This is a genomic window from Cryptosporangium japonicum, assembly GCF_039524755.1.
In the GTDB taxonomy this organism is placed as follows: domain Bacteria; phylum Actinomycetota; class Actinomycetes; order Mycobacteriales; family Cryptosporangiaceae; genus Cryptosporangium; species Cryptosporangium japonicum.
Genome location: NZ_BAAAGX010000009.1, coordinates 171,040 through 183,209, shown reverse-complemented (window position 1 = coordinate 183,209; position 12,170 = coordinate 171,040). Strand labels below are relative to the sequence as shown.

Annotated in this window: 14 protein-coding genes and 2 pseudogenes; 7 read left to right on the top strand and 9 right to left on the bottom strand. The window is 72.2% G+C overall.

From position 1 onward, the window contains the following. Window positions 1-21: 21 nt before the first annotated feature. Window positions 22-349 (top strand): annotated as a pseudogene (locus tag ABD437_RS12020) (MerR family transcriptional regulator); the annotation flags it as partial. 12 nt (window positions 350-361) lie between these two features. On the opposite strand, the gene ABD437_RS12015 reads toward ABD437_RS12020, so the two are convergent. Beyond that, window positions 362-1,006 (bottom strand): response regulator, encoded by a 645-nt coding sequence (locus ABD437_RS12015; protein WP_344649029.1) that lies wholly within the window; start codon window positions 1,004-1,006, stop codon window positions 362-364. Beyond that, window positions 1,003-2,016, bottom strand: coding sequence for a sensor histidine kinase (locus ABD437_RS12010; RefSeq protein WP_344648869.1), 1,014 nt, complete (start codon window positions 2,014-2,016; stop codon window positions 1,003-1,005). Before ABD437_RS12010 ends, ABD437_RS12015 begins: the two co-directional genes overlap by 4 nt. 50 nt (window positions 2,017-2,066) lie before the next feature. Between ABD437_RS12010 and ABD437_RS12005 the strand changes: the two are divergent. Beyond that, window positions 2,067-2,943: pseudogene (locus tag ABD437_RS12005) on the top strand (ABC transporter ATP-binding protein); the annotation flags it as partial. Window positions 2,944-3,434: 491 nt separating this feature from the next. Here ABD437_RS12005 and ABD437_RS11995 read toward each other — a convergent pair. Then, window positions 3,435-4,076, bottom strand: coding sequence for a winged helix-turn-helix transcriptional regulator (locus ABD437_RS11995; RefSeq protein ID WP_344648867.1), 642 nt, complete (start codon window positions 4,074-4,076; stop codon window positions 3,435-3,437). 63 nt (window positions 4,077-4,139) lie between these two features. On the opposite strand from ABD437_RS11995, the gene ABD437_RS11990 reads away from it, so the two are divergent. From ABD437_RS11990 to ABD437_RS11975, 4 genes are read left to right on the top strand one after another with little or no spacing between them, the layout of a single operon-like run. Beyond that, window positions 4,140-4,619: a pyridoxamine 5'-phosphate oxidase family protein gene (locus tag ABD437_RS11990; protein WP_344648866.1), complete on the top strand. Its 480-nt coding sequence runs from the start codon at window positions 4,140-4,142 to the stop codon at window positions 4,617-4,619. Next, window positions 4,616-5,305, top strand: a complete 690-nt coding sequence (locus ABD437_RS11985) for an alpha/beta fold hydrolase (protein ID WP_344648865.1) — start codon at window positions 4,616-4,618, stop codon at window positions 5,303-5,305. Before ABD437_RS11990 ends, ABD437_RS11985 begins: the two co-directional genes overlap by 4 nt. Further along, entirely contained in the window at window positions 5,289-6,089 is an 801-nt protein-coding gene (locus ABD437_RS11980) for an MOSC domain-containing protein (protein WP_344648864.1), read from the top strand. The genes ABD437_RS11985 and ABD437_RS11980 overlap by 17 nt, the downstream gene beginning before the upstream one ends. A 16-nt stretch (window positions 6,090-6,105) precedes the next feature. Then, window positions 6,106-6,699 (top strand): GNAT family N-acetyltransferase, encoded by a 594-nt coding sequence (locus tag ABD437_RS11975; RefSeq protein ID WP_344648863.1) that lies wholly within the window; start codon window positions 6,106-6,108, stop codon window positions 6,697-6,699. On the opposite strand, the gene ABD437_RS11970 is transcribed toward ABD437_RS11975, so the two are convergent. From ABD437_RS11970 to ABD437_RS11960, 3 genes are read right to left on the bottom strand one after another with little or no spacing between them, the layout of a single operon-like run. After that, window positions 6,674-7,402, bottom strand: a complete 729-nt coding sequence (locus ABD437_RS11970) for a hypothetical protein (protein WP_344648862.1) — start codon at window positions 7,400-7,402, stop codon at window positions 6,674-6,676. The genes ABD437_RS11975 and ABD437_RS11970 overlap by 26 nt on opposite strands. Then, window positions 7,399-7,905, bottom strand: a complete 507-nt coding sequence (locus tag ABD437_RS11965) for an RNA polymerase sigma factor (protein WP_344648861.1) — start codon at window positions 7,903-7,905, stop codon at window positions 7,399-7,401. The genes ABD437_RS11970 and ABD437_RS11965 overlap by 4 nt, the downstream gene beginning before the upstream one ends. Further along, a complete protein-coding gene (locus tag ABD437_RS11960) occupies window positions 7,906-8,616 on the bottom strand; it encodes a MerR family transcriptional regulator (RefSeq protein ID WP_344648860.1) in 711 nt (236 codons plus the stop codon). Between the two features lie 101 nt (window positions 8,617-8,717). On the opposite strand from ABD437_RS11960, the gene ABD437_RS11955 reads away from it, so the two are divergent. After that, window positions 8,718-10,295 carry a DUF6194 family protein gene (locus tag ABD437_RS11955; protein ID WP_344648859.1) on the top strand — a complete coding sequence of 526 codons (1,578 nt, stop codon included), beginning with the start codon at window positions 8,718-8,720 and terminating at the stop codon, window positions 10,293-10,295. 16 nt (window positions 10,296-10,311) lie between these two features. Here the strand turns inward: ABD437_RS11955 and ABD437_RS11950 are convergent, their stop codons facing one another. The 3 genes from ABD437_RS11950 to ABD437_RS11940 are packed head-to-tail and all read right to left on the bottom strand — an operon-like array spanning window position 10,312 to window position 12,022. Further along, the gene (locus ABD437_RS11950; protein ID WP_344648858.1) at window positions 10,312-10,851 is read right to left on the bottom strand and encodes a GNAT family N-acetyltransferase; all 540 of its coding nucleotides are present in this window, start codon (window positions 10,849-10,851) and stop codon (window positions 10,312-10,314) included. 8 nt (window positions 10,852-10,859) lie between these two features. Further along, window positions 10,860-11,633 (bottom strand): aldo/keto reductase, encoded by a 774-nt coding sequence (locus tag ABD437_RS11945; RefSeq protein ID WP_344648857.1) that lies wholly within the window; start codon window positions 11,631-11,633, stop codon window positions 10,860-10,862. Beyond that, complete coding sequence (locus ABD437_RS11940) at window positions 11,630-12,022, bottom strand: nuclear transport factor 2 family protein (RefSeq protein WP_344648856.1); 393 nt, start codon at window positions 12,020-12,022, stop codon at window positions 11,630-11,632. Before ABD437_RS11940 ends, ABD437_RS11945 begins: the two co-directional genes overlap by 4 nt. Window positions 12,023-12,170: the final 148 nt, after the last annotated feature.

Below are 12,170 nucleotides of genomic sequence, written 5' to 3'. Positions count from 1 at the left end.
GGAGACCGCACGCTGTTCCGCGTGGACGTTCTGTACTCAATCGGTGAGCTGGCCCGCCGGACCGGCCTGTCGGTCCGGACCATCCGGTTCTACGCCGACGCCGGCGTCGTGCCGGCGACCACCCGGAGCGGCGCCGGCTACCGGCAGTACGACGCCGACGCCGTCGCGCGCCTGGAGCTGGTCCGCACGCTCCGGGACCTCGGGCTCGCGCTGACCCCTCGGAGGTTCCTCTCATGCACCGACTGGCCCGGCTCTCCGCCGCCGAGCGCGACCGACTCGTGACGACGTTCGTCGAGGAGACGTTCGGCGACCTCGACGCCACCCGGAGTTCGTCGCGATGATGCGCACGGCGCTGCGGACGTCAGCTCCGGAGAGCGTCGTGGACGATCAGCGCGATCTGGACGCGGTTCGTCGCGTCGAGTTTGGTGAGTAGGCGGGACACGTGGGCCTTCACGGTCGGCAGGCTCATGCGCAGCTCGGCGGCGACCTCGGCGTTCGAGCAGCCACGCCCCACCGCGAGGGCGACCTCCCGCTCCCGAGCCGTGAGCCGATCCAGCAGCACGCGCGCGTGGCCACGGAGGGGAGCGGTATCGGCCAGGTGCTCGATCAGCTGCCTGGTCACCGACGGCGACAGCATCGCGTCACCGGCCACCACCGTTCGCACGGCCTGGATCAGCTCCCGTGGCGGCGTGTCCTTGAGCAGGAATCCGCTCGCTCCGGCCCGCAGGGCGCGCAGCACGTAGTCGTCGGCGGAGAACGTCGTCAGCACGATCACGTGCGGGCGGCTGGTCCGTAACCGCAGCCGCTCGGTCGCGACCAACCCGTCGACGTTCGGCATCCGGATGTCCATCAGCACGACGTCCGGCGAATGCGTGTCCACGACCAGGGCCGCCTCGGCTCCGTCCGCCGCCTCGGCGACGATCGTGATGTCCGGCGCGGCCGCCAGCAGCAGCCGCAACCCGGCCCGCACCAGCGGATCGTCGTCGACGATGGCCAGCCGGATCACGTCGGCCACGGCAACCACCCCGCCAGGCGGAAGCGGCCGTCCGCGTCGGCGCCGTGCTCCAGGCGGCCACCGGCGAGCACGAACCGTTCACGTAACCCCACCAGGCCCAGCCCGGCGCCGGGCACCCCGGAGTGCGGTGTCAGCGGCAGCGGGTTCGTGACCAGCACCTGCAGGCCCTCGCCCGGCGCTCCGGAGATGCGCACGTCCGCGGCCGTGTGCGGTGCGTGCTTGCGGACGTTCGTGAGCCCTTCCTGCACCAGCCGGTAGACGGTGCGACCGGCGGTGGCCGGCGCCGGGGCGTCGACGGCGCAGTCGTAGGAGACCTTGGTGCCCGCGGCGCGGGCCGTCTCGACCAGCTCCGGCAGGTCGCCGAGGTCGGGCTGGGGCCGTTCGCCGCCGCTCGCCGACGGCTCGGCGCGCAGCACGCCGATGATCTCGCGCAGGTCCTCCAGCGCCTCGTGCGTGTTGGCGCGGATCACGCCGGCCGCCTCCGCGATCTCTTCGCGGCTGGTGTCGACGCGGATCTCCAAAGCGCCCGCGTGCAGGCTGAGCAGCGACAACCGGTGCGCCAGGATGTCGTGCATCTCGCGGGCGATGCGGGTGCGTTCGGTGAGCCGGGCCTGGTCGACGCGCAGGTGCTGCTCGGCCTCCAGCCGGGCGGCCCGGTCACGCAACGAACCGACCAGTTGCCGCTGCGCCCGCACGGCCGACCCCCAGCCGACGGCGGCGGCGAGGAACGCACCGCGGAGCGCGAAGTCGACCCAGATCGAGAACTTCGGATCGGTGTGCAGCGCGTAGAACAGCGGCACGGTCGCGACGTTCGCGGCGGCCACGGCCAACGCCACCCGCGCCCGGTGCGCGACGGCGACGTGGAACACCGCGACCGTGATCGCCACGCTCGCCGCGCCCACCACCACCCCGACCGGCGTGAACACCAGCGCCAACGCGAGCGGCCACCGCGTGCGCCACCAGAGCGCGACGCAACACGCAGCGCCGAGAGCCGCGTTCACGGACCACGGCAGGGCCGGCGAGTCACCGTGCCCGGCCGAGTCTCGGAACCATGATCGACGTCCACGAACTCACCAAGCGCTACGGCGACCGGCTCGCCGTCGACGACCTCACGTTCCGCTGCGAACCCGGCACCGTGACCGGCTTCCTCGGACCGAACGGCGCGGGCAAGTCCACCACGCTGCGCATGCTCTGCGGGCTGGGGTCTCCCACGGCCGGCGCGGCGCTCGTCTGCGGTGTGCCCTACCGCGAGCTGCCCCACCCCGGGCGCCGCGTCGGGGTGCTGCTCGACGCCTCCGCGCAGCACGGTGGCCGTACCGGCCGCGAAGTCCTGTCGCTGTCGGCCGCGGTCCTCCGGCTCGACGCCGGCCGCGTCGACGACCTGCTCGACGAGGTGGGGCTGGCCGACTCCGCCGGTCGGCGCGTCCGGAGCTACTCGCTGGGCATGCGCCAGCGGTTGGGCATCGCGCACGCGCTGCTCGGTGACCCCGAGGTGCTGATTCTCGACGAGCCGGCGAACGGGCTCGACCCGGAGGGCATCTGGTGGATGCGCCGGTTGGTGCGTTCGCACGCGGACCGGGGCGGCACCGTGCTGCTGTCGTCGCACCTGCTCGGCGAGGTCGACCGGGTCGCGGATCGGCTGGTGATCGTCGCCCGGGGCCGGATCGTGGCGCAGGGGACGCGGAACGAGCTCGGCCCCGACGACCTGGAGGCGCTGTTCCTGCGGGTGACGGCATGAACGTGTTCGTCGTCGAGCTGCGGAAAGCGGTCGACACCCGCGCGGGGGTGGCGCTGCTCGTCACGATCGGGGTGCTGGTCGCGGCCGTGGCCGGGCTCCAGCTGGGGTTCGCGTCCGACCGGAGCTGGGGATCGGTGGTGGCGAACGCGCAGCAACCGGTCTCGGTGTTGACGCCGTTGCTCGGGTTGCTGCTGATGACCGGGGAGTTCTCCCAGCGGACCGCGTTGACGACGTTCGTGCTGGTGCCGGTTCGTTCGCGTGTCGTCGTGGCGAAGTTCCTGGCCGCGAGCGTGTTGTCGGTGCTGGTGACGGTGGCCGGGTTCGGAATCACGTTCGTGCTGCTGCTGGGGAGCTCGGGGGAGTTCTCCGGTTCGGTGGTGCTGCAGCTGGCGTTCGTGAACTGGTTGACGACGATGTTCGGCACGTCGTTCGGGTTGCTGCTGTGGCGCTCGGCGCCGGCGATCGTCGTGTACTACGTGGTGCCGTTCGTCTGGACGTTCGTCGGGCGGATCGTGCCGGGGTTGGAGCCGGTGTCGCCGTGGCTCGACATCGGGCAGTCGCGGACGCCGCTCGCCGGGCCCGGGGTCGAGGCCGTCGAGTGGGCTCAGCTCGGCACGTCGTCGCTGCTCTGGATCGCGCTCCCCGCCGCCGTCGGTTTCCTGCGCCTGACCCGCGCCGACCTCAGCTGACCCGAGGGGCGGGGCGGGGGAAGAACCGGAGGAACCGGGGCGCCAGCGCCTGGTCGCCGCGGAGGGTGACCGGTGCGGACGCCGGGTCGGCGGCGGTGAAGACCAACTGGCGCAACGTGGCCGCCGAGCACTCGATCTCGGCGTCCACGTCCCGCGCGTCGGAGCGGGTGACGTCCAATTGACCCCGGTCGACGGTGGCGACCAGGCGGTCGTTGTCGAGCACGAGCGCGCACCGCACGGACACGTCGCCGGCGGCGGCCGGATCGAACGTCGTGCGCAGGGCCAGGGCCAGCGCGTCGACCGACAGCTCCGCCGTGGAGGTGAGCGCGGTGCGGCTTCCCCACCGTGACAGCTCGACGAGCGCCGGCCCGAGCGCGTGGCCGCTCTCGGTGAGCTCGTAGACCGCCGCGCGGGTCGGTGGGCCGAGCTGCCGTCGCCGCAGCACCTCGGCGTGCTCCAGCTCGCCGAGCCGCTGCGTCAGCATGCTCTGGCTCGCGCCGGGCAGCCCGCGTCGCAGGTCGGTGAAGCGCTTCGGCCCGAGCAGCAGCTCACGGACGACGAGCAGCGCCCACCGGTCACCGACGAGGTTCAGTGCGCGGGCCAGCCCGCAGGGGTCGTCGTACGTGCGCGCCATGAAGGAATTGTATTGTTCCCGAACCCTCTGGTACTAAATTAGCACCAGATTGGGAGGGGCTTCATGACGAACCCGCCGCAAGGAGACACCGGTCTGCTGACGCATCCGGTGGCCGAGGACCTGCTCGCCTCCACCGAGCTCGCCCGGCTCGCGTACGTCGCCCCGGACGGCACGCCCCGGGTGCTCCCGATGCTGTTCACCTGGGACGGCACCGATCTGGTGATGGCGACGTTCGGCGGCGCGGCCAAGATCCGCGCGTTGAAGGCCTCGCCCGACGTCGCGGTCACGATCGACACCGCGGGCCCGCCGCCGCACGTGCTGCAACTGCGCGGGCGGGTCGCGGTCACCGACGTCGAGGGCCTCGTGCCGGAGTACGTCCGGGCGCACCACCGCTACTACGGCCCGGAACAGGGCGCTGCGAACATCGCGGGCCTCGATCAGCCCGGGGTGCGGATGGCCCGGATCGCGCTGCGCCCGAGTTGGGTCGGCGTGCTCGACTTCGAGACCCGGTTCCCGGGCGCGCTGGCCGGAGGGACCGCATGACGACGTTCGGGCTCGTTCCCGGCGCCGGGGGAAGCGCCTGGTACTGGAGCCGGGTCGTCCCCCTCCTCGAACAGCGGGGCCACACCGCGATCGCGGTCGACCTGCCGGCCACCGACGACAGCGCCGGGTTCGACGAGTACGCCGACGTCGTCGCGGCGGCGATCGGGGAGCGTGACGACCTGGTGCTGGTGGGGCAGTCGATGGGTGGGTTCACCGTGCCGCTGGTGTGCGACCGGATCCCCGTCGCGCGCCTGGTCCTGGTCAACGCGATGATCCCGACGCCGGGCGAGAGCGGCGGGGAATGGTGGACGGCGACCGGGCAGGGGCCCGCCCAGCGGGAACTGGACCGGCGTGAAGGGCGCGACCCGGACGCGGAGTTCGACCCGGCGGTGACGTTCCTGCACGACGTGCCGGCCGACGTCGTCGCGACCGGAGCGGACGAGAACCAGTTCCAGTCCGGCACCCCGTTCGAGAAGCCGTGGCCCCGGCCGGCCTGGCCGGACGTTCCCACCCGCGTGATCGCCAGCCGGGACGACCGGCTGTTCCCGGTCGACTTCCAGGTCCGCGTCGCCCGGGAGCGGCTCGGGATCACGCCGGAGATCGTCCCCGGCGGGCACCTGGTCGCCCTGAGCTACCCGGCCGAACTCGCGGCGGCAATACAGTCGGACCGTGGCGACGATCGTTGAGCTGGCCTCCTACCCGGTGAAGTCGTGCGCGGCCGCGGCGGCCGGCTCGCTGGTGGTCGGCCCGGCCGGCCCCGCGCACGACCGCGCGTTCCTGATCACCGACGCCGACGGTGACTTCCGCACCCAGCGGGTGCTCCCGCGGATGGCGGTGATCGAGCCGGCCGTCGCCGCGGACGGCACGACGTTGACGCTGCGCGCGCCCGACGTCGAACCGTGCGTGGTGCCCATCGACCTGTCGGGCCCGCGAACGCCCGTGTCGCTGTTCGGCGACCCCTTCACCGGTATCGACCAGGGCGACGAGGTGGCCGACTGGCTCGGCACGGTGCTCGAGGGCACCTACCGGTTGATGCGTGTCCCGCCCGAGCACGAGCGGGTCACCAAGGGGGAGACCGACGGCACCGCGAGCTACGCCGACAGTTCGCCGCTGATGCTGCTGTCGCTGGCCTCGCTCCGCGGCCTCCGGGAACGGCTGGGCCACGACCTGCCGATGACCCGGTTCCGGCCCAACGTCGTCGTCGACGGCTGGGACGAGCCGCACATCGAGGACCGGCTCCGGCGTTTCCGGGTCGGCGACGCCGAGCTGGCGTTCGCGAAGCTCTGCCTGCGGTGCGCGGTGGTCACCGTGGACCAGCGGACCGGCCGGAAAAGCGGCCCGGAGCCGCTCCGCACGCTCGCGACCTACCGTCGGGCGCCCGGCGGACTGGCGTTCGGCGTCAAGATCTCGGTGGTGCGCGGCGGCAAGATCTCGGTCGGCGACGCGCTCGAGGTGGACGTCTGGGCGTGAGTTACACAATGGTCCAATGCAGATTTTCCTGGAGACCGACCGGCTGCTGTTGCGCCGGGCCACGCCGGACGACCTCGACGCGATCGTCGAACTCGACAGCGACCCGAAAGTGACCTGGTTCGTCACCGGCGGACGACCCACCCCGCGCCACGTGCTCCGCGACGAGGTGTTGCCGCGCTGGTTCTCGTTCTACGACCGGTACCCCGGGTTCGGGTACTTCCCGGCGATCGAGAAGGCCACCGGTGACTTCCTCGGCTGGTTCCTGCTGCGCCCCAACGACAAGCCGGTCCGCGCCGACGGCACCACGCGCGACGGCATCGAGCTGGGGTACCGGCTGCGGCGGGCGTCGTGGGGGAAGGGGTACGCCAGCGAGGGCGCGAAGGCGCTCGTGGACAAGGCGTTCACCGACCTCGGCGTCGAGCGGGTGTTCGCCGAGGCGCTGGCCGTCCACGGTGCGTCACGCCGGGTGATGGAGAAGGCCGGGCTGCGGTTCGTGCGCGCCTGCTACGACAACTGGCCGGACAAGATCCCCGGCGACGAGAAAGGCGACGTCGAGTACGCGATCACCCGGGACGAGTGGACCGCTAGCGCGGGCGCGGCGTCTGCGTGACGCTGATCCGGTTCATCTGCTGGCCGTTCCAGCGGTACTCCTCGATCCGCCAGGGGCCGCCCTCGTACCGCAGTTCCAGCGTGATCACCTCGTCGGCGATCGTCACCACCGGCCGGACGTACTCCTGTCCGGAGTAGAGGGCCTCCAGCGGATTCGGACCGCCGCGCTCGTTGCTGGTGAACGCCGCGACCACCTGGCGGCTCTCCGGGCCGCCGACGTCCGCGTCGCCGTGGCATTCGACGACCACCACCGCGTCGTCCCGGCCGTCGCCGGTGAAGTCGCCGTACACCGGCTCGCCGATCGAGTACTGCCAGGGCGCGAACGTCGCCTTGCCGTCGACGAACCGCACCCGCTGGTGCGGGCAGCCGTCGTTCGTCGGCAGGTTCATGATCGAGTTGGCCCAGTCGATGCGCCAGTCGTCGGGCACGTCCCGGTCTCCCGGGGTCGCGGAGCCCGTGGGAGGGAACCGCGGCTCGGGAACGACCGCCGACGACGTCCTGGTGGGGGTGGCCGGCTTGAGCCGCGCCGGACGCTCGGGCCAGAAGCCGACGACCACTGTCGCGACGACCAGCACCGCGGCGACGACCACCGCGTTGCGCCGACGCCTTCGGCGCGTGGCCGCTCGCGCACGGGCGGCGGCCGGGCCGGGGCCCCGGTACGGCTCGTCGGCGGCCGCGCGTAGATCCCGGAGGTACTCACTCATCGCGCGGTCCTCTCCCCGAGTTGGACGGCCAGTGCCGTTCGCCCGCGGTGCAGCCAGGACTTCACCGTGCCGTCGGCGACCCGCTCGCTCGCCGCGATCTCGGCCACCGGAACGTCGGCCAGGTAGTGCAGGACGATCGCCCGGCGATGGTTCGGCGGTAACGTCGCGAGCGCCGCGACCAGGGCCACGTGGGCCGGGTCGGGCGGCGGCACCGCCGGCTCCTCGCGCTGCCCGGCCAGGAACGCGAACGCGCGCCGGGCCCGACGCCACCGGCTGACCGCCAGCCGCCAGGCCACGGTGCGCACCCACGCGGCCGGATCGTCGTAGCCGCGGATCTTCGGCCAGTGGGCCCAGCCACGGGAGAACGCCTCCTGCACCAGCTCCTGGGCCTCGCCCCGGTCACCGGTGTAGGCGTAGAGCTGTTTGCACAGCGAGGGAAAGTGCGCGGCATAGAAGTCCGCGAACTCCGTCTCCACCGGCGACCCCCGATCGTCGAGCGGCACTTACCTGGGAACACGCTGACGTCCCGGTTCGGTTGCACCCGACTCGCGGAATCGGAGGTATTCGTTCAACGCGGCCGCCGCGAACAGCATCGCGCGGCCCCGGTCGGTGAGGCGGTCGCGCCAGCCGGCCAGGGAGGCGGCCAGCGCCTCGACGCTCCCGGCGCCACGCACCTGGGACACCACGGTGGCGATGTGCCCGAGCAGATACCCGCCGCGGCGCAGGAGGTGGGCCAGTTCGGCGTCCCGGACGTCGTCCGGGCGGTAGAGCCGGTAACCGGCCCGGTCACGCGGTGGCACGAGGATGCCCGCACGCTCCCATTTGCGCAGCGTCGCCGGGCTCACGCCCAGCCGCCGGGCCACCGCGCTCACCGGCAACACCTGCTCCGACCGCACCGGGGACGACGTCAGCAGCCCGATGGCGGCCGAGACGGCGTCGAGCGTCTCCCGGTCGCGCAGCAGCAGGGCATGACTGCGATCGACGGCGCGCAGGGCGTCGTCGACCTGGTTGTCGTTGATCGAGCGGAGGATCGTGCTGCCGGTCGCGTAACCATGGGCGGGGAGCTGCGCGAGGAACGCGCGCAGCGCGCGAGCGTGCAGATCGGTGTAGATCCGGTAGCCCGACGCCGTGCGCGAGGCGGGCGGGAGCACGCCCCGCTGCTCGTAGTTGCGTACCGCCTGGGCGGTCAGTCCGTGTTCACGGGCCAGGTCCACCGGGCGGTGAGTCTGTACCCCCGTTTGAGCTTTCAGCGCACGACTCCCGAGTGAAACGCGGCGAAGTCTCAACCGCTCGTTCAACGATACGGTTCAAGGGTATGGACACCGCACTGGAAGCTCTGCTGGAGAACGACCCGACCGTTCTGGCGGTCGGCGAGCCGAGCCACGCCGTTCCCGTTTTCCCGGAGGAACGCAACCAGATCTTCGCCGCGTTGGTCGAGCGCGGCTTCCGTTCGATCGCGCTGGAGACCGACCGGGTCGCGGCGATCGCGATCGACGACTACGTCAGCGGCCGCGCCGACTCCTGGACGCCCGACGCGTTCAGTCACGGCTGGGGAGCGCTCGACGCCAACCGCGAGCTGGTCGAGTGGATGCGTGCTCACCCCGAGCCGCTCACGTTCTACGGCATGGACGCCGTCACCGAAACGGTCAGCGCGCCGAGCCCGCGCCGCTACCTGCACGAGCTCTGCACGTACGTGGCGCCGGAACGCTGGGACGAGCTGGACGGGCTCCTCGGCGACGACGAGCCCTGGGACGAGGTGTTCGACCCGTCGGCCTCGCTGGGCGGCTCGGACCGCGCCACAGCACTACGAGCCCACGCCGACGACCTGATCGGCGCGCTGTACGCGTCGGCTCCGCGGCTGGTCGCGGCCAGTTCGCTGCGGGCCTGGCACCGGGTGCACGCGAGCGGTACCGCCGCGGTCAACCTGCTGCGCTACCACGCGCAGACCGCTATCGACGGGCCCGACCGCCTCACCCGGATGTCCGCGGTCCGCGACGCGTGGATGGCGCAGAACATGCTCGACATCCGGGCGATCGAGCAGCACCGCGGCCCGACGCTCCTGCACGCGCACAACCGCCACGTGCAGCGCAACCCGAGCCGGATGCGGATGGGGGCGGAGGAACTGGAGTGGGCGAGCGCCGGCTCGATCCTCTCCGCGCTGCTCGCCGACCGCTACGCGGTCGTGCTCGGGAGCCTCGGCGCGGCCCCGGCTCTCCGCCTGGCGGCCCCTCCCGCCACTACTTACGAGCACGCTCTGGACGCCCTGGGCGAGCGGTTGATCAGCGGGGCCGCCGCCCGGGAGGCCACCGCCGGGCTGGTCCGTCGCGACGACTCGCCGAACCAGCTGTACTTTCCGCTCGACGACGAGGACATCGCGTCCGCGGACGCGTTCCTGCACGTCGCGGTGGCTCCCGGCGAGGCGCCCGACCCCACCGAGACGGTGTCGGAGCTGGCCCGGAACATCGCGGCCGGGTGGGCCGGGCTGATCAGCCGCCGGCCCGACGTGCGTCAGCTGTACGTCGAGTACGGCTCGGAGGCGCCGGAGAGCAACTGGGGGAACTACTTCTTCTACCTCGGTGAAGAACAGCAGTACCAGCCGTTCGCGACGATCGTCATCCGCGACATGCCGGGCTTCGACGAGGAGTCGCGGCTGGACCGGCCCGACGTCGTGCGGCTCAACCTCCACGTCGGACGCCGCGAGTTCGAGCGGCTGTTCGGCGCGACCGACGGGGTCGACCACTCGATCGTGGACGAGGTCCTGCCGCACCCGGTGTACGCCGCACAGGGCTGGGTGAGCGTGCTCAACCCCGAGCGGACGTTCGCCGAGGTCGACCGGCTGATCGGGGTGGCGCACGCGAACGCGGTGGCGCGTCGGGAACGCCGCGGGTCGTAGTTTTGGCCTCCGGCCGCTAGCGCCACTCGTGGGCCAGTACCGACCAGATCTCGATGTCGTCGCGGCGGCCGTGGAACAGGTAGTGCTCACGCAGGACACCGTCGCGCTGCATGCCCAGCCGCTTCGCGACCGCGATGCTGGCGTCGTTGCCCGTCGACACCTGCCACTCGACCCGGTGGATCCCGCGTTCGGTGATCGCCCAGTCGATGATCGCCCTGGTGGCGCGGGTGACGAGCCCCCGGCCGGTGGCGGACGGCTGGAGCCAGCAGCCGGCCTCGGCGTACCCGCGCGGGATGTCCATGATCCGGAAGAGCACACCGCCGACCAGCTCGTCGTGCAGCCAGATGCCGAAGATACGTCCGGTGTCGGCGGCGGCCTTCTCGGCGTAGTCACGCAGGAACGCGTGCGCCGACGCCGAGTCGGTCACGGCGTCGGCGAGCCGGATCCAGCGGCCGATCGACTCCCGGCCGCGGTCGACGTTCGCCAGGAGCTCCTCGGAGTGCCAGGGTTCCAGCGGACGCAGCTCCGCGCCGTCGCCCAGGGGTTTCGCGAACATGCGGCGTTTCACAGCCTTTCGAACTGCTCGTCGGTGAGGGTCAGCGCCGCCGCGGCGACGTTCTCCTCCAGGTGGCGGATCGACGTCGTCCCGGGGATCGGCACGATCACCGGCGAGCGGTGCAGCAGCCACGCGAGGCAGACCTGGGCCGGCGTGGCGCCGAGCTCGGCGGCCGTCCCGACGATCGACGGCGCGGTGAGCAGCGGGTGCACCGGACGCCAGGGCAGGAACGTGATCGACGCCGCCGTGCACGCGTCGAGCACGGCCTCGTGTTCGCGGTCGAGCACGTTGTACCGGTTCTGCACGCTGGCGATGTCGACGATCGTGCGTGCGTCCGCCAGCTGCGCGGTGGTGACCTCGGACAGCCCGATCCGGCCGATCTTGCCCTCTTCGCGCAGCTCACGCAGTGTGCCGACCTGATCGGCGAGGGGAACGTCGGGGTCGACGCGGTGCAGCTGGAGCAGCTCGACCTGTTCGAGGCGCAACCGGCGCAGCGCTTCGTCGACCTGGTGGCGCAGCACGTCGGGCCGGCCGCAGATCTCACCGCCGTCGGGGGTGCGCACCACGCCGACCTTCGTCGTGATCAGCAGATTGTCGGGGTACGGGTGGAGCGCCTCGGCGAGCAGTTCCTCGTTGGCGCCCCAGCCGTACAGGTGGGCGGTGTCGACGAGGGTGACGCCGATCTCGACGGCCCGCCGCGCGACCGCGATCGCGGAAGCCCTGGCCTCCGCCGGGGCGGCCGCCAGATGCATCGCGCCGAACCCGATCCGTGAGGTCGTCACCCGGCGGCGACCTCCTGCTGGATGCGGGGGAACTGCTCGGCCATGGCCTCGGCCAGTGCCTGGGCGCCGGAGAGCGGGCGCACCATGACCGTGAGGTCGTCGATCAGGCCGTCGTCGTTCAGGTGCAGGAAGTCGCAGCCTTCGATCTGCTTGCCCTGCACGATCGTCCGGAAGACCAGCGAGTGGTTCCGACCGTCCGGGCTGGACATCGCGCGCACGTAGTGGAAGTCCTCGAAGACGCGCAGCACGGCACGCAGGATCGCGGCGGTGAGCGGCTTGCCGGCGTACGGCTTGAACGCGACCGGGCTGTGGAACACCACGTCGTCGGCGAGGAGCGCCTCGACGGCCGCGGCGTCCCCGGCCTCGGCTGCCTTGCGGAACGCTTCCACGGTGCCTCCTCGGGGTTGGTTCGTGCGGGTACCAATCAACCACGCCAACGCGAGCCGAGCACCTGCCGGGTACCCCAGGCGACCGCCCCGCAGACGGCGCCGACCGCCAGCCCGGTGACGAGGCTGCTCACGATGGCGGCGGCGCGGA

Coding starts and splice junctions, on each gene's coding strand:
- ABD437_RS11995 (WP_344648867.1), bottom strand. CDS start 4,076: ATGGCGCGCACGTACGACGACCCCTGCGGGCTGGCCCGCGCACTGAAC.
- ABD437_RS11990 (WP_344648866.1), top strand. CDS start 4,140: ATGACGAACCCGCCGCAAGGAGACACCGGTCTGCTGACGCATCCGGTG.
- ABD437_RS11985 (WP_344648865.1), top strand. CDS start 4,616: ATGACGACGTTCGGGCTCGTTCCCGGCGCCGGGGGAAGCGCCTGGTAC.
- ABD437_RS11975 (WP_344648863.1), top strand. CDS start 6,106: ATGCAGATTTTCCTGGAGACCGACCGGCTGCTGTTGCGCCGGGCCACG.
- ABD437_RS11970 (WP_344648862.1), bottom strand. CDS start 7,402: ATGAGTGAGTACCTCCGGGATCTACGCGCGGCCGCCGACGAGCCGTAC.
- ABD437_RS11955 (WP_344648859.1), top strand. CDS start 8,718: ATGGACACCGCACTGGAAGCTCTGCTGGAGAACGACCCGACCGTTCTG.
- ABD437_RS11950 (WP_344648858.1), bottom strand. CDS start 10,851: ATGTTCGCGAAACCCCTGGGCGACGGCGCGGAGCTGCGTCCGCTGGAA.